At 70.7% G+C, this 16388-nt stretch carries 12 protein-coding genes and 1 pseudogene; 8 read left to right on the top strand and 5 right to left on the bottom strand.

Features of this window, described 5'->3' with window-relative positions:
• Positions 1-5 precede the first annotated feature (5 nt).
• Complete coding sequence (locus C6A86_RS08180) at positions 6-1613, bottom strand: CocE/NonD family hydrolase (RefSeq protein ID WP_105363296.1); 1608 nt, start codon at positions 1611-1613, stop codon at positions 6-8.
• A gap of 77 nt (positions 1614-1690) precedes the next feature.
• Here C6A86_RS08180 and C6A86_RS08175 point away from each other — a divergent pair, with 77 nt between their 5' ends.
• Positions 1691-2017, top strand: coding sequence for a DUF732 domain-containing protein (locus C6A86_RS08175; RefSeq protein WP_158263265.1), 327 nt, complete (start codon positions 1691-1693; stop codon positions 2015-2017).
• On the opposite strand, the gene mbtM is transcribed toward C6A86_RS08175, so the two are convergent.
• The gene (gene mbtM / locus C6A86_RS08170; protein WP_233213004.1) at positions 2014-3597 is read right to left on the bottom strand and encodes a long-chain-fatty acid--ACP ligase MbtM; all 1584 of its coding nucleotides are present in this window, start codon (positions 3595-3597) and stop codon (positions 2014-2016) included. The two genes, C6A86_RS08175 and mbtM, sit on opposite strands and share 4 nt — an antisense overlap.
• A gap of 214 nt (positions 3598-3811) precedes the next feature.
• Between mbtM and C6A86_RS08165 the strand changes: the two genes are divergently transcribed.
• The 3 genes from C6A86_RS08165 to C6A86_RS08155 all read left to right on the top strand — a co-directional run bounded on the left by C6A86_RS08165 (position 3812) and on the right by C6A86_RS08155 (position 6419).
• A complete protein-coding gene (locus C6A86_RS08165) occupies positions 3812-4300 on the top strand; it encodes a DUF309 domain-containing protein (protein WP_105363298.1) in 489 nt (162 codons plus the stop codon).
• A gap of 32 nt (positions 4301-4332) precedes the next feature.
• The gene (locus tag C6A86_RS08160) at positions 4333-5844 is read left to right on the top strand and encodes a CdaR family transcriptional regulator (RefSeq protein WP_105363299.1); all 1512 of its coding nucleotides are present in this window, start codon (positions 4333-4335) and stop codon (positions 5842-5844) included.
• A gap of 119 nt (positions 5845-5963) precedes the next feature.
• A complete protein-coding gene (locus C6A86_RS08155) occupies positions 5964-6419 on the top strand; it encodes a GreA/GreB family elongation factor (protein ID WP_105363300.1) in 456 nt (151 codons plus the stop codon).
• Between the two features lie 2 nt (positions 6420-6421).
• Here the strand turns inward: C6A86_RS08155 and C6A86_RS08150 are convergent, their stop codons facing one another.
• The 3 genes from C6A86_RS08150 to C6A86_RS08140 all read right to left on the bottom strand — a co-directional run bounded on the left by C6A86_RS08150 (position 6422) and on the right by C6A86_RS08140 (position 8586).
• Positions 6422-7066 (bottom strand): hypothetical protein, encoded by a 645-nt coding sequence (locus tag C6A86_RS08150; protein WP_105363301.1) that lies wholly within the window; start codon positions 7064-7066, stop codon positions 6422-6424.
• A 63-nt stretch (positions 7067-7129) separates the two neighbouring features.
• Complete coding sequence (locus C6A86_RS08145; protein WP_105363302.1) at positions 7130-7663, bottom strand: putative immunity protein; 534 nt, start codon at positions 7661-7663, stop codon at positions 7130-7132.
• Entirely contained in the window at positions 7660-8586 is a 927-nt protein-coding gene (locus C6A86_RS08140) for a hypothetical protein (RefSeq protein ID WP_105363303.1), read from the bottom strand. The genes C6A86_RS08145 and C6A86_RS08140 overlap by 4 nt, the downstream gene beginning before the upstream one ends.
• 182 nt (positions 8587-8768) lie before the next feature.
• On the opposite strand from C6A86_RS08140, the pseudogene C6A86_RS08135 reads away from it, so the two are divergent.
• From C6A86_RS08135 to atzF, 4 genes and pseudogenes are all read left to right on the top strand, one after another.
• A pseudogene (locus C6A86_RS08135) lies at positions 8769-9631 on the top strand (urea amidolyase associated protein UAAP1).
• Positions 9628-10281 (top strand): urea amidolyase associated protein UAAP2, encoded by a 654-nt coding sequence (locus C6A86_RS08130; protein ID WP_105363305.1) that lies wholly within the window; start codon positions 9628-9630, stop codon positions 10279-10281. The pseudogene C6A86_RS08135 and the gene C6A86_RS08130 overlap by 4 nt, the downstream one beginning before the upstream one ends.
• The gene (gene uca, locus C6A86_RS08125) at positions 10278-13886 is read left to right on the top strand and encodes an urea carboxylase (protein WP_311101075.1); all 3609 of its coding nucleotides are present in this window, start codon (positions 10278-10280) and stop codon (positions 13884-13886) included. The genes C6A86_RS08130 and uca overlap by 4 nt, the downstream gene beginning before the upstream one ends.
• Positions 13883-16384 (top strand): allophanate hydrolase, encoded by a 2502-nt coding sequence (gene atzF / locus C6A86_RS08120; protein ID WP_105366695.1) that lies wholly within the window; start codon positions 13883-13885, stop codon positions 16382-16384. Before uca ends, atzF begins: the two co-directional genes overlap by 4 nt.
• Positions 16385-16388 lie beyond the last annotated feature (4 nt).

Here is a 16388-nt window from a genome sequence, read left to right as displayed (position 1 = left end):
ACAAATCACTCGGGGACGGGCAGGATCAGCCGCGAGCCCGGGCCGATCTCGTGCGTGGCGCGCAGCAGCCGCGACGCCGACCACACCGGCTCGCCGGTGCCGGGGTTGCGGGCGAACCGCGGATGCGACCCGCCCGCGATCGATACCCGGATGCGGGAGCCGGCAGCGAAGCGGTGCGCGATCGGGTCGAGATCCAGCGCCAGCATCCCCTGATCGCCCGGCGCCCGGCTGACGTAGCCGTCGCTGACATTGCGGGAACGGCCGTCGGCATCCACCTCGCTGATCCGCACCCACACATCGGCCCATCCGGTATCGGTGCTGTGCGCCAACTCGATTCGCGGTACCCCGACCACCTCCAGCGGTGCATCGAGTGCCGGGCCGGTGAAGGTGACGACGTCGCCGCGGGCCGCGAGCGCGGTGTCGTCTCGGTAGCCGCGCGGAGCGAACAGCAGCCGTCCGCCGACGGTCGGCGTCGGATCCGCCGGGTCGAACACGAACCGGGCCACGGCGGCGCCGACCGGCGCGGATTCCGCGCCGAGCCTGGCCCGCGGCCGCAGGTGCAACACCCGTTGCCCGGCGGGCGGCGGCCAGGCCGGCAGCTCGCGCCATTCCCCGCCGCCGGTGACGTGGACCCGCACCCCCGCGGGGCGTTCCCCGTCCAGCCAACGCAACGAATCGCGCAGCACATCGCCGCCACCGTCGCCGTGGCTCCACGGACCGATCACCAGCGACGGCCGCACGCCGCGGTCTTCCAGCTGCCGGTACTGATCGAGGGTCTGGGTCAGGAAGACGTCCTGCCAACCGGTGACCAGCAGCACCGGGGTGTTGACCCGCTGCAGCGCATGGCCGAGCCGGCTCGGCCGCCAGTACGGGTCGGACAGGTCCGGGGTGCGCAGCCAGGACTCGTGCCACGGGGCGCGGCCCTTCAGCATCTTCGCGCCGGCCCGGCTCAGCGGCACGGTGCTCAGCGGGCGTTTGAGCCGCCAGGGCACCGTCACCATCCGCAACACGGTGCGCAACGTGCCGCCGTCTTCCTGCCGGGCCACCTGGAAACTCCAGGTCAGGAAATCGGCGAGGGCGAATGCACCTGTGCTCCAGCCGGATTCGGCGAAGTCGTGCGGGGCCATGCCGATCACCGAGGTGCTCAGTTCGGCAGGCGGGTCGGCCAGCAGCGCCCACTGGGTGAAGCCCAGATAGGACGAGCCGACGGTGGCGAACTCACCGCCGAACCAGGGCTGGTCACGCATCCAGGCCACCGTGTCGGCAGCATCGTCGGCTTCGGCGACTCCCGGCTCGAAATGCCCTTCCGAGCCGAAAGTTCCCCGCACGCTTTGCATCACGACGCGATAGCCGCGCTCGGCGTAGATCCCGGCGGTCACCGTCGCCGGCAGGTTGGCCCGCCCGTAGGGGGTGCGGATCAACACCGTGCCGGACGGGTCGGTCACCGGCGTGTACAGGTCGGTGAGCAGCCGGACACCATCGCGCATCGGTACCGCCAGATCGCGGGTCATCCGGTACCCGCCGGCGGGCCGGGGCAGCCCCAGCCGGCTGCGGGTCACGCGGGTGACCAGCCGTACGATCGGGCCGGGCCGGGTCTCCACAGTGCTCGCCATCGCGCTCCATTGTTGCGGATGGGCCACGAAAGCCTGAATGGACGCTGGTGAGGCAGCCGATGACCTACCTTCGTGTCATGCACAGAAGTCTGTTCGGCGGCCTGACCGCCCTCACCGTGGCGTCGGCTGCGCTACTCGGTGCGGCGCCCGCCGGAGCCGATCCGCAGACCGAACGTGCCTATGTCAATGCGCTGACCAGTGCCGGCATCATTCCCGAGTTCTATACCGCACCCGCGGCGCTGACGAGCGCACAGAGCCTGTGCCGCATCATGGGCACCGGCGTCAGCCAACTCGCGGTGGTCGACAACGTGATGGCATCGGACTCGGTGCCCGAGGATGTCGCATCGTTCGTGGTGGGTACCGCCACGGTGGCGTTCTGTCCCTGGCATTCGATGAACAACTAGCCGCCGGCGGCGACCTCGAGGCCACGTTTGACTTCGAGCCTGCGCAGCTTGCCCGACGACGTCCTGGGCAGCGTGCCGGGTTTGACGAACACCACATCGGCGGGAACAACACCGCACCCCGAGGCCACTTGCTGCATCAGTGCGGCGCGGGCGCCGGGTTCGTCCGGGCCACGGAACTCGGCGGTGACGACCAGGCCGGGGCGGATGGAGCCCTCACCGACGCCCACGGCCACCACCGCACCCTCGCGCACCCCGGGGACCAGGGCCGCGATCCGCTCGACCTCGGCCGGGAAGATGTTGCGGCCGGCCACCGTGATGATCTCCTTGGCGCGTCCGCACACCACCAGGCCGCCATCGACGAAGTAGCCCAGATCGCCTGTGCGGAACCATTCGTCGGCGGTGCGGGAGGCCTCGCCGAGGTAGCCGGAGAACATGGATGTGCCACGGATCGCGATCTCGCCGAGCTCACGGTCGGCGACCTCGGTGGCGGCGTTCTCATACGGTTCGATGCGGACTTCCATCCCGGCGATGGCCGCACCGAGGATGGCGTGCCGGCGCGGCGCGGTGCCGTCCTCGGTCGTGAACACCGTCTCATCGATGCGCATACCGACACCCGGTACCGGAACCGTTACCGCACAAGTGGATTCGGCCAGTCCGTAGGACGGCGACAGTGCGCCCGCGGAGAAGCCGAAGCGGGCCATCTCGGTGGCGAAGCGCTCGGTGAGCTCGCAGTCGACGGGTTCGCCGCCGTTGAGCGCGAAGCGCAGCGCCGACAGATCGACATCGGTGACCCGCCGGGAGTACTTCCCGATCATGCCGTAGGCCATGTTCGGTGCCGCGGTGACCGACGCTCCGCTCTCGGACAGCCAATTCAGCCAGCGGAACGGTGAGGCCTGGAACGCCGTGGTGGGCGCCTGCCAGACGTCGGTGCCGGCCAGCGCCCCGGAGAGCAGAAAGCTCAGGCCCATATCGTGATAGAGCGGCAGCCAGGAGCATCCGACGTCGCGGGGACCGACCCCGATCCGGTCGTTGAGTCCGCTCAGATTGGCCAGCACCGCCGCGGGCGGCAGTTGCACGGTCTTGGGCGTGCCGGTCGAGCCCGCCGTGCCCTGCATGATCGCTACCGGAGCGTCCCGGCCAGGCAATCGGAAGCCTGTGGACCGTCGCGGATGTGCGACTGTCGTGAGGTCGACGATATCCGGCGACTCGCCTGCGGTGGAGAGCTTTTCCAGATAGGCGCCCTGGCTGCCGACGCGCCCGGCGGAGATGCCGCGGAACCGGGCCTGGGTGGCGCGTGCCCACTGGGTGGTGTCGGCACCCCGGATGGGTCCCGGCAGGATCGACACCGCCGCGCCGGCCAGGAATGCGCCGATCACCGAGGAGATCAGTTCCGGGGTCGGCTCACCGACCAGACCCAGGCAGCGGATGTCCTCGTTGAGCAGAAAGTCGGCGACATTCTCCGCGCGCGCGTAGATCTCGGGCCAGGGATGGCGGTTCCAGTGGCCGTCCGCGAGCAGGACCAGATCGTTGGCACTGGCGGTCAACGACGCGGCCAGCGCGGACGCCAGAGGGTTCACCATGACTGGAAACTATATGACGTTTGCTCGATATGGTTTCCTCCACTGACGACGGCGACAATTTGACATTCGTTCGGTGGTTGTGCGCAATTTCGCGACCTGCCGAGCACCGGGCCGGGCGTTTCTCCGGTCGCTGAGGACTTCCTCAGCTACCACGTGGAGCCGGCCGCCTCGATGCGGCCCGTCCGGCGCGAACGGGTACTGCCAAGCTGTATCGGTGGGTTCCGATGCCGAGCGCGACCGCGACGACACCGGACGGCCGCGCAACACCCGGCCCCGCGACGCGCTGGGCCGGCCACTGCCCTATGGCAGCACCGGGGTGCCGCGCATCCCCGACGATCTACAACTGTCCCCGGCCGAGACCCTGCGCTACGCCCAGGACCTCCTCGACCGCGGGCAGGCGTTCGGCGCCCACGAGGTGCTGGAATCGGCGTGGAAGGACGGCCCCGATTCCGAACGCGCGCTGTGGCAGGGGCTGGCGCAGCTGGCGGTCGGCATCACCCATGTGCAGCGCGGCAACCGATCGGGTGCGGCCAAGCTGCTGCGCCGGGCTGCCGGGCGGCTGCGTCCGATCGAGCTTCCCGCCCCGCACGGCATCGGAGTTGCCGGGTTGATCGACCGGGCCGAGGCACTGGCCGATGACCTCGACGGCGGCGGCGATATCACCCCTGACCGGCTGCGCATCAGGCTGCTCGGCGCTGACTAGGCTGGGCATCCGGCACGACGGAGGAGCCGCTCATGGTCACCCTGGACCGCCTGGTGAACGTCTTGGGCAGTTACGGCGTGCGCTTGTGCACCTCGGCGATACCCCGCGCGGCGGTGCTGCGCAGCGTGGTGCTGCACGAGGCGACCGAGGAGACCGGCCCGGTCATCGGCGATGTGTTGCTCGCCGTCGGCGCGCGGTCGGTGCCCGAGGCATTGCAGTGGGCGCGCGCCAGCCAGTCGGTGGCCGTCCTGAGCCGCGGTGACCAGTCCGCCGTCGGCGCGGAATCCGATGTCGCGGTGCTGGTCGTGGATTCCGCGGTGCCCTGGAGCGAGCTGGCCGCCATCGTCTACGGACTGGTGCTGGAGGGCCGCGAGACCGCTGCCGGTCGCGGCCCCACCGATCTGTTCGCGCTGGCCGACAGCGTCGCCGACTCGATCGGCTGCGCGGTCACCATCGAGGACGCTCATGCGCGGCTGCTCGCGTATTCGCGACTGCAGGCGCACGCCGATCCCGCCAGGGCCGACACCATCCTGAACCGCGAGGTACCCGCCGGGGTGCGTGAATTGCTCAGCGCCCGTGGTGTTTTCGCGCACCTGGCGGCATCGGACGAACCGCTGTTCGTCGACGCCGAACCCGCCCTCGGCCTGACCGGGCGCACGGTCGTGGCGGTGCGGGCCGGCCGCGAACTGCTCGGTTCGGTGTGGGGCACGTCGCGGGAACCGCTGGATGACGCCCGGCGACGGGCATTGTCCGACGGGGCCCGCACCGTCGCCATGCACGTCCTGCGCTCCCGGGCGAGTGCCGACCTGGAGCGTCAGGTCGAGTCCGATCTGGTGGCGCGGCTGCTGGACGGCTCCGCCGATTCCGCGACCGCGGCCAGCAGGCTCGGGCTGCGCCGGACGGGGCTGCGGGTGATCGCCGTGCACGCCGATATCGCCGCCGAACCGCATGCCGCGCTGCTGCTGGCGTTCGAACACGCCACCTCCGGATTCGGCTGGTCACGTCCCGGTCGCAGCAGCCTGGGCCGCAACACCCTCTACACCGTGCTGCCGAGTGAGGATGTCGACTCGGCCCGGCGGTGGGTGAGCGCGCTGCGCGACGCACTGCCGGGGCACACCACGATCCGGGCCGGTATCAGCGCACCCGCCGAGGCCACCGAACTGGCGGCAGCCCGCCAGGAGGCCGACGAGTGCCTGGCCCTGCACGAAGACCCGGCGACCCCAGATGCCGTACCCGCCTACGACGAAACCTGGCACGACATCCTGCTCCAGCGGCTGCGCACCGCAGCCCGGTCCACCCGGGTGCCTGCGCGCGGGCCGGTGGCCGAACTGCGGCGTCACGACGCCGCGCAGTCCACCCAGTACGTCGCGACGCTGCGCGCCTGGCTGACCGCGCAGGGCGATCTCGCCCAGGCCGGCGAGGCGCTCGGCGTCCACGAGAACACCGTCCGTTACCGGCTGCGCAAGATGGCCGAGGTGACCACCCTCGACCTCGACGACCCGCACAAGCGGCTGGCGATGACGATCGAGCTCGCCGCGCAATAGGGCATGTCGGGAACCGACAAATGCCACCGGTCCGGTTGTCCCGTCCGGGCAAACGCGCCGGGGCGCCGCCGGGCCACCATCGAGTGGACGGCCCGATCGACGGCCGATGAGGAGAACCCATGCGCCCGAATCACCAGGTGTGGATCAGCAGGCAGGCCCGCGACCGGATGGAAGCCGAGCTCGCCGACCTACTGGCGGTCCGCGCCGATGACGACACCACCGATTGGGACATGCACCAGGCCCGAAAGTCACGGATCTGGCAGATCCAGGATCTGCTGATGAACGCCGCGATCGACGAGATGCCGGCCGATGACGGAATCGCCGAGCCCGGAATGATTCTCACCGTGCGATTCGACGGCACCGGCGAGACCGAGACCTTCCTGCTGGGCACGCCGATCGCCGAGCTCGGCGACCTGGAGGTGTGCTCGGCGCAGTCCCCGCTGGGCGATGCCATCTCCGGTGCCCGCCCCGGGGAACAGCGCAGCTACCGGGTGCCCAGCGGGGCGCAGGTGTCGGTGACGCTGCTCGACGCGGCACCGTACGGGGTGCGCACACCGGACCCGGCCGCCGGCTGAATCTACTGCGGGTTGCAGATGCCCTGCAGCTTGGCGTTTTCGTCGTCGGCGTCCTTGACGCGTTCCTGGTGTGCCGGGTCATCGCTCGGAATATTGGCGACCGCGGCGGCCCCGACGTCCATCAACGCGTTGCCGAAGGCCCGGGCCGCCTCGGCGAGTTGAGGCTCGGTGGCCGGGTCGACCCGGTTCAGCATGTACACACCCCCGCCGTAGAGGGCGAGGCGCGCGTTGGTGGCGATGGCGAGGGCGCCGATGGCATCACCGTCGGCGGCCTGCAGGCCGCTGCTGTTGGCCACCCCGGTGCTGACCACCAGAAAGGCGTCGCACACCTTGGCCTTCGCCTCATCGCGCTGGGCATCGGTGAAGGTCGGCTCCGGCGCCTCGGTCGGCGCCGCGGTGGGGGCGTCGATCGGGGTGAGCGGATTGCGCCACATATAGGCCGATGCGCCCAGGGTGGCGATGGCCAGCAGCATGGCGATCACGGCGATGACCACCGGGCTGCGCCCGGAGCCCTCCGGCTGCTCGACGTCATCCCCGGTCGTACCTGCGGGCGCGGCGTGCTTGCTGCCGTTCACCTCGTTGGCTTGGTCTTCCGAAGCGGAGTCCTCGCGGACGGCGTCGTCCTCGGGCGTGGTTTCGTCAGGCACGCCGGCAATCGTAGCAACGCGGTGCCTGCGGGCAGGTGGTCCGTAGTGGGTATTTGCCCAGTTCTACGGGGTTGTCCGCAGCGCACGGTCCAGTGATTCCAGCAACTGAGCGGTGCGGCTGCGGCCGGCCGGGGCGGGCGGATAGCGCCGCAGAATCTCGCGCAGCCCGGGTGTGGCGCGCGCCGCGGCCCGCGCGATCGCGGCGTGCGCGGCACCCGGGTCGGAGCCGGCGGAGATCTCGGCGATACGGGCGGCATTGGCATCGGCCCGCAGGATGTGGCCCACCTGGTGTGCCCTGGCGATCGGATGCAGATAGGCGGCGGACGCCGCGTCACCGGCGGCCTGGGCGGCCAGCCGCGCCACCTCATCGGCGGCGCCGGCGGCCGCGCGGTGCGCCTCCATCGATGTGGTCCGCTGCAGCGCCGTCCGCGGCGCACCGCCGACGAAGAGCCACGCCGCCGCGACGGCGTCGTGCGGCCGGGTGTCACCGGGGTGGACGCCGGAGTAGGACGGAAGTAGCGCTTCGGCCGCGGTGGCCACATACCCGGCGACGACGCGCAGCTCGTCGGGCGAGAGCTCGAAGTCCGCCGGTGTCACGACTGGTCGGGGTACAGGCCGTACCGGCCGGGAGCCAGCTCCGCACGTTCCAGGAACACCTGCATGGCCCCCAGCATCTGCCAGTGCAGGCGCTGCAGGCGCAGGGCCTGTTCGGGGCTCGGTTCGAAAACCGCCGGACCTTGCTGCGGTGCAGGCGGCAGCTCACCGAGGATGCGTGCCATGTCCACCTCGATGAAGGTGAAGTCGCCGTAGGGCCGCTTCGGGTCGGCAGCGGCGGCCGGGTAGCGCCCGGCGTCGAGGCGGTCGCCGCATTCGTATTCCGAGGGCCAGCGGATCTCGATACCGCGCAGCAGGCGCAGGTGATCATCGGTGAGGTTCACCTGCCCGTCGGCATCCACGCCCAGGTCATCGCCGGACAGTTCGCCGTAGCCGCGCAACGCGATGCGCACGTCTGCGGGCCCGACGTTGGTCAGCCCGTAGCGGCCCGGCGCCAGGGTGGCGTGCCGCAAGGCACGCGCCACCACGAAGTACATCTCCACGTGGCGGCGGCCGAGTTCATCGGCGTCGTCGGTCCCGAAGACCTCGGCCAGCTGGGCCAGCAGGTCGGCGCGCCCGTACGGGCGGTCCGGATCCAGCATGGGCGCCCCACGTTCGGCACCGTCCCAGGTGAGTCGCGCCCGACGCAGCAGCCGCAGGTGGGCGTCGGTGATCTCCAGGAATCCGTCGCCGAACCAGTCGCCGCCGTCGAGCGCGAGTTCGTCGCCGGGGTCACTCCACATCTCGTACACCGAGTCCGGCACGTTGACGCGGGTCGGCCCGAACATGTCATCGGCGGCAGCCTGCAGCGCCGCCTCGTGCCCGCCGCCACCGCTGCGGGAGCGCCGGTAGGCGCCGATGAACGTGACCATGAACTTGGCGCGCTCGAACACCACTTCCCCTTCGCCGGCCCGTGCGGAGTTCAAGCATAGGCAGCGCAGCAGCCGCCAATACCTGTCACTTGACAGAAACATTGGCAGCACGCTGTTAACAGCATCCAAATCATCGGTTACATCACGGCAACCACCACCGACCGCCCGACGCGAAAACTGTCACCTGACAGAAAGCCCGTCCATCCGGCGGGCTCCCGACTTTTCGAGGGTGGTCAGTGAGCAGCACCGACACGGCGTCCGAAACCGCCACCACGGCAGGAGCCCGCACGCATGCCCGCGCCCAGCACGGACGCACCGCAGAGTTCATGCGCCATATCCCGGCGTCGTCGTCCCCGACGGCACCTGCCGGGGTACCCGCCGAATCCCTGGTGTGGTCCGAAACCGTGGCGCCGGGCGGCTATTCGAGCGCGACGCTGGCCCGCGGCACCCGAGTGCGACTCACCGACCCGGTCGGTGACGCCTGTGCGCACCTGCTGCTGCACCGCGCCGACGCGCCCCATGAGCGCCTCAATGTCGCCGACACCGTGAAGGTGCCCTGGCAGGCCTACCTCGGCAACGGCCATCCGCTGCTCAGCGGATTCGGCCGCGCCTTGGCCACCATCGTTGCCGACACGTCCAGATCTCACGACGCACTCACCGGAACCTCCACGCGCGCAGGCAATCTGGAGCGCTTCGGTGCAGCCGCACCGGAGTCCCCCTCCCCGCCGGCCGCGAACTGTTCACCCTTGCCGCGCTGAAACACGGCCTGGACCGCCGCGATCTGCCACCGTCGGTGTCCTTCTTCCAGGGCGTGCGCGTGCAGGCCGACGGCACCTTCGACTGGGTCGGCTCCGCGGGCGCCAACACCTCGGTGGAGCTGTTGCTACACGTCGATGCCATTGTGCTGGTGGCCAATACGGCGCATCCGCTGGACCCGCGACCGGAGTTCACTTGCTCCCCACTGCTGATCCACGCCTGGCCGGCACCCGCCGACCTGCATCGGCTCACCGATGGAGACCTGGTGGGGCAACTGGGACCCGAACACCGCCAAGCCATCGCCAACACCGATGCCGACCTCACCGCAAGGGGACAGCTGTGACCACCACTGCCATCGTGCCCGCCCTGATCGAAGGGACGGTCGTGCTCGACGAGTACGTCGCGGCGCGCGCCGCCTGGTCGGCGGTCGTGGCCGCCGGGGACGTGCTGACCATCGTCGACCTCGCCGGCAACCAGGCCGTCGACTGCCTGCTCTACGCGGCAGCGGACACCGGCGTGCGGTACTCGGCACAGGAGACGATCCGCCGTCAGGGCCGCATCACGCTGACCACCGGGTCGGTGCTGCGCGCGGACACCGGGGACGCATTGATGACCGTCGTCGCCGACGAAGTAGGCGTGCACGACACCCTCGGCGGCGCCTGTTCCAAGGAATCCAACACACTGCGCTACGGGCAGCACACCCGCGCCCAGCACGGCTGCCTGGAGAACTTTCTGCTCGAAGGTTCCCGGCACGGCCTCGGCGCGCGGGATCTGGCCAGCAACATCAACTGGTTCATGAATGTCCCGGTCGACCCCGACGGAGCCCTCGGCATCGTCGATGGCCTGTCCGGCCCCGGCAAGCGGGTCGCCCTGCGCGCCGACATCGACACGCTGGTCCTGGTGTCGAACTGCCCGCAGATCAACAACCCCTGCAACGCATTCGACCCGACGCCGGTCCGGATGATCGTCACGCGACCGGATGGTGCCGTATGAGCGACCACACTGTCCTGATCGCCAACCGGGGCGAGATCGCGGTACGGCTCATCCGCGCCGCCAAGGGGCTCGGCATGCGCACCGTCGCGGTGTTCTCCGACGCCGACCGCGGCGCCCCGCATGTCGCGCTGGCCGATGACGCGGTGCGGGTCGGGCCCGCCGCACCACGGGACAGTTATCTGCGCATCGAGGCCATCCTCGCCGCCGCGGCGTCCTCCGGAGCGACCATCGTGCATCCCGGATACGGATTCCTTTCCGAGGACGCCGATTTCGCCGCGGCCGTGGAAGCCGCCGGGATCGCGTTCGCCGGCCCCACCCCGCACCAGCTGCGCGAGTTCGGGACCAAGCACACCGCGCGGGCCGCGGCCCGCGCGGCCGGCGTCCCGATCTTCGCCGGCTCCGATCTGCTCGACGATCCGGACGCCGCGGTGGCCGCCGCCGAGGTCATCGGCTACCCGGTGATGCTCAAGGCCACCGGCGGTGGAGGTGGCATCGGTATGCAGGTCTGCCGCACCGCCGACGACCTGCGCACGGCGTACCAGCGGGTGGTGTCCCAGGCCGAACGCAGCTTCGGCTCGGCCGGCGTCTTCGTCGAGCGCTATGTCGAGAACGCCCGTCACGTCGAGGTGCAGATCTTCGGCGATGGCACCGGACGTGTGCTGTCCCTGGGTGATCGGGACTGCTCGCTGCAGCGCAGGCACCAGAAGGTCATCGAGGAGGCACCCGCACCCGCTCTCCCCGATGCGATCCGTGCGCAATTGCACGCCACCTCACGCGCATTGGCGGCCTCGGTGAATTATCGCTCCGCGGGCACCGTCGAATTCGTCTACGACGCGGCACGGCGGGAGGCGTCGTTCCTCGAAGTCAACGCCCGTCTGCAGGTCGAACACCCCGTCACCGAGGCCGTCACCGGAGTGGACCTGGCCGCCTGGATGATGCGGCTGGCCGTCGGCGACGCGCGCATGCTCGACGAATACCCCACCGGCACAGTGCCGGTGACCGGTCATGCGGTGGAAGCACGCGTCTACGCCGAGGACCCGACCCGCGACTACCGACCCAGCGTCGGCACCATCACCGCCGTCCGCTTCCCCGACCCCGAACTGTTTCCCGACATCCGGGTGGACGGCTGGGTGCAGGACGGTACCGAGGTCACCGCATCCTACGATCCGCTGCTGGCCAAGGTCATCACCCGCGCCGGGGACCGTGACACCGCACTGACCCGGCTCGGCCAGGCGCTGGCCGGCACCGAGCTGCACGGTATCGAGGTCAACATCGGAATGCTGTGCGCAGCACTTGATCACGACGATGTGCGCGCGGCCCGGCACAGCACCGCCACCCTCGCCGGGGTCACCGATCCGCGGCCCCGCATCACCGTCGACCGGCCCGGCCTGCTGACCACCGTGCAGGACGTACCCGGGCGGGTCGGGCTGTGGCAGGTCGGCGTGCCCCCCAGCGGCCCGATGGACGACCTGTCGTTCCGGCTCGGCAACCGTGCCCTGGGCAACCCCGAGAACGCCGCCGGACTGGAGTGCACCGCGTCGGGCCCCGCGCTGCGCTTCACCCACCCGACCACGGTCTGCGTCACCGGCGCCGAATGCCTGGTGACCGTCGACGGTGCGCCGGTCCCGATGTGGGAACCCGTACAGATCCCCGCGGGCGGTGTGCTCGATGTGGGCGCGGCCGAGACGATGGGCCTGCGCACCTATGTGCTGCTTGCCGGAGGTCTCGACGTGCCCGCCTACCTGGGCAGCGCCTCCACCTTCACCCTCGGCCGGTTCGGCGGGCACGGCGGCCGCGAACTGCACGCCGGAGATGTGCTGCGCACCCACCCGGCAACGATCGAGTCCGGTGGTCTCGTGCCGCATGGCGAGCGACCCGTCTTCAGCACCGAATGGGAACTGGCCGTCACCGAAGGCCCGCACGGCGCACCGGAGTTCTTCACCCGCAGCGATATCGACACCCTGTTCGAGGCCGCCTACCGCGTGCACTTCAACTCGGCACGCACCGGTGTCCGCCTCGAAGGCCCCAAACCGCAGTGGGCCCGCCCCGACGGCGGCGAGGCGGGCCTGCACCCGTCCAATATCCACGACAACGCCTACTCCGTCGGTGCGCTCGATTTCACCGGTGACACCCCGATCCTGCTCGGCCCCGACGGACCGAGCCTCGGCGGATTCGTCTGCCCCGTCACCGTGGTCGCGGCGCAGCGCTGGAAGCTGGGACAGCTATGCCCCGGTGACACCGTGCGGTTCGTGCCGGTACGTGCCGCCCAGGCGCCGTCGCGCACCGAACTCGGACCTCGCCGGGTGGCTCGGCTGCCCCGTAGCGGAGACGGCGATGACGGCGTGCTGGCCCGCCGGGCCGGTGTCGACGGCGCGCCCGCGGTGACCTACCGCCGCAGCGGCGATGACAACGTGCTCATCGAATACGGCGATATCGTCCTGGATCTCGCGTTGCGTGCCCGGGTGCATGCCCTGCACACTCGGCTGGAGGGCAACGCCACCGGAATTCTCGACCTCACCCCCGGCATCCGTTCCCTGCAGGTGCACGTCGACCCCGATGTGCTGCCGATCCCCCGGCTGCTCGGGCTGCTCTCCGAGATCGAGGACGACCTGCCGGCCTCCTCCGAACTGGTGGTCCCCAGCCGTCAGGTCCGGCTCCCGCTGAGCTGGGATGACCCGGCCACCCGGGAGGCCATCGCCCGGTACACCTCCGGGGTCCGCGATGACGCGCCGTGGTGCCCGTCGAACATCGAATTCATCCGGCGGATCAACGGTTTGGCCGGCCAGGCCGACGTCTACGACACCGTCTTCGCCGCCGAGTACCTGACCCTGGGCCTCGGCGACGTCTACCTGGGTGCCCCGGTGGCGACCCCGTTGGACCCCCGGCACCGGCTGGTCACCACCAAGTACAACCCGGCCCGCACCTGGACCGCCGAGAACTCCGTCGGCATCGGCGGCGCCTACCTCTGCATCTACGGTATGGAAGGCCCCGGCGGCTACCAGTTCGTCGGCCGCACCACCCAGGTGTGGAGCCGCTACCGGCGCACCGCGCCGTTCGAGCCCGGCAGCCCCTGGCTGCTCAGGTTTTTCGACCGCATCTCCTGGTACCCGGTCTCGGCGGAGGAACTCCTGGAGCTGCGCGCCGATATGGCCGCGGGCCGGGGTTCGGTCGATATCACCGACGGGACCTTCTCGCTGGCCGAGCACGACCGGTTCCTGGCCGACAACGCCGACGATATCGCCGCGTTCCGAGCCCAGCAGGCCACCGCGTTCGGCGCCGAACGCGCCGCCTGGGAACGCGCCGGTGAGTTCGACCGGGCCGAGCGTGCCGCCACCGACGCCGTCGTTCCCACTGCCGAACTCGTGCTCGGCGACGGCGACCAGCGCGTCGACGCGCCGTTCTCGTCGAGCGTGTGGAAGGTCGACGTGGCCATCGGCGAACAGGTGGTCACCGGCCAACCGCTGCTGGCGCTGGAGGCGATGAAGATGGAGACCGTCCTGCGCGCACCGTCGGACGGTGTGGTCACCCAGATCCTGGTCTCGGCCGGGCACCTGGTCGATCCCGGCACACCGCTGGTCGTCGTCGGCACCGGCGGACACGCATGAGCGCCGTCGAACGGGTCCGTGCCGCCTACGCCGCCATCGCGGCGGCTGAGCGCCCCGAGATCTGGATCACCCTGCGGCCGTTGACCGATGCCCTGGCCGACGCCGAGCAGGTCGACGCCTCCGATGCGCCATTGCCGCTGGCGGGACTGGTCGCCGCGGTGAAGAACAACATCGACATCGCCGGCATCGCGACCACCGCCGCGTGCCCGGGCTATGCCGACGGTCCTGCCGCCGACGACGCCACGGTGGTCACCCGGCTGCGCGCGGCCGGCGCGGTCATCATCGGGGCGACCAACCTGGACCAGTTCGCCACCGGCCTGGTCGGCACCCGCAGCCCGCACGGCGCGGTGCGGGATTCCCGCCGACCCGAATACATCTCGGGTGGCTCCAGTTCGGGCTCCGCGGTGGCCGTCGCCCTGGGCCTGGTGGATATCGCGCTGGGCACCGATACCGCCGGATCCGGGCGGGTACCGGCCGCCCTGCAGGGCATCGTCGGGATCAAACCGACCCTCGGGGTGGTCCCGACCGACGGGGTGGTGCCCGCCTGCCGCTCGTATGACTGCGTGACGGTCTTCGCCCGCGATATCGACACCGCCGACACCGCCATGGGTGTGATCGCCGGCGGCGCACGGCTCTTCCCGGCCGACGCCCCGCTGGCCGCACCACCGCGGACCCGGGTCGCGGTGCCCCGCGCACTGCCCGGACTGTCCCCGGAGTGGGCGCAGGCATTCCGGGCCGCCGCGGACCGATTGGCCACCAACGATATCGAGATCGTCGAGATCGACCTGGACCCGTTCCTGGAGGCGGCCCGGCTGCTGTATGACGGCGGCCTCGTGGCCGAACGCCACGAGGCGGTCGGTGCGTTCGTGGACGCTCACCGAGACGACGACGACCTGGACCCGACGGTGGCGGGCATCATCGCCGCCGCCGGTGCGGTGCCGGCCACCCGCCTGCTGGCCGACAGGGTGCGCCTGGACGAGCTCACGGCGACCGCGATGGCCGAACTCGGCGACTGCCACGCCCTGCTGATCCCCACCACCACCGGGCACCCCACCATCGCCGAGGTGAACGCCGACCCCGTCGGGGTCAACTCCCGGATGGGTACCTACACCAACTTCTGCAACCTGATGGACCTGTGCGCGGTCGCGGTGCCGTCCGGAACCGATGCGCAGGGCACCCAATTCGGTGTCAGCGTCCTCGCCCGTGCCGGTGCCGACGCGCTCGCACTCGATCTGGCCCGGATGGTCACCCTGCACTCCGCGTGCGTGACACTGCCCGGCGCGGCATCGGTCCCCGCGCCGGGCACACCATGGCCGGCGCGGGCCGGCCTGGACACCACCGCCCTACTGGTGGTGGGTGCGCACCTGCGCGGTCAGCCGTTGGCATGGCAGCTCGACGACCGCGGGGCACGCTGGTGCGGCCCGGTCCGCACGGCACCGCAGTACCGGCTGGCCCGACTGGACACCGACCCGCCGAAACCCGGGCTGGCGCGCGTCGCCCCGGGTGACGGCGCCTCCATCTACGGCGAGCTCTGGCTCATCGGCACCGCGATGCTCGGTGATTTCCTGGCCTCGCTGCCCGCACCGATGTCGTTGGGCCGGGCGACGCTCGCCGACGGCACCGAGGTGGTCGGGTTCGGCTGCACCGCCGAGGCGTGGGATGCCGGGCAGGACATCACCCACCACGGTGACTGGCCCGGCTATCTGCGCCGCGTCGGTCGGGGCGCCGAGGTCACCCGCAGCGATCTCAGCCACCGCAATTGGCGGCGCCTGGCGATGGCGGTGCCCGGCGCCGTCGTCGACACCACCACCGAGGTGCAGTGGTTGCAGGCCGGTGAGCTCTACATCGACCTGCGGACCCCGGCCGACATGGTGGCCATCACCGGCCGCGCGCTCGACGAACTGACCCGCGCGGACCTGCTCGCGTTGTGCGAGCAGCAGGCCTTCGCCGGGCACCTGGAGGACGACGGCGCGGAATGGACGTGGTGGCGGGAGGTGGATCTGCACCCGGCCGATCCGTTGCCCGACCGCGGCCGGCTGCACCTGATCGATGGGATCCTCGTCGAAACCGGTATCGGCCGTGACTATTTCGAGGACTGGGCGGCCGAGACACCGGAGGTGAGTGGTCTGGAACTGGCGCTGCACGATGACACCGGCCGACCCGGGTTGTTGTTGCGGGTCGGTGCACACTTCGGCTACGTCCGGGGACGGGCCGCCGGCATCGCACCGACACCCGGTGTGGCGCTGCGGGATGCCGTGGCCGCCGCCGATCTGGAGTCGGCGCGCGCCCTGCTGGACCTGGAGATCTCGCTGGGCACCGTCGAGGACGATCGCTGGCTCATCAGTCGATCGACGCTGCCATTCCGGGTCGGTGACGATCTGGCACCTGAGCTCGGCTCCGGGGAGATCACCGTCGCCGAACGTGACACCGCAGGCACCCCAGTCCGACGCCGCTGGACCGTCGCTCTGGACCGCTCCGAACCTCTACTGACCCTTTAGGATT

The sequence above is a fragment of the Mycobacterium sp. ITM-2016-00316 genome (genome assembly GCF_002968335.2).
In the GTDB taxonomy this organism is placed as follows: domain Bacteria; phylum Actinomycetota; class Actinomycetes; order Mycobacteriales; family Mycobacteriaceae; genus Mycobacterium.
The sequence above is the reverse complement of the archived record's forward strand: the minus strand, read 5'-3'. Positions and strand labels throughout refer to the sequence as shown.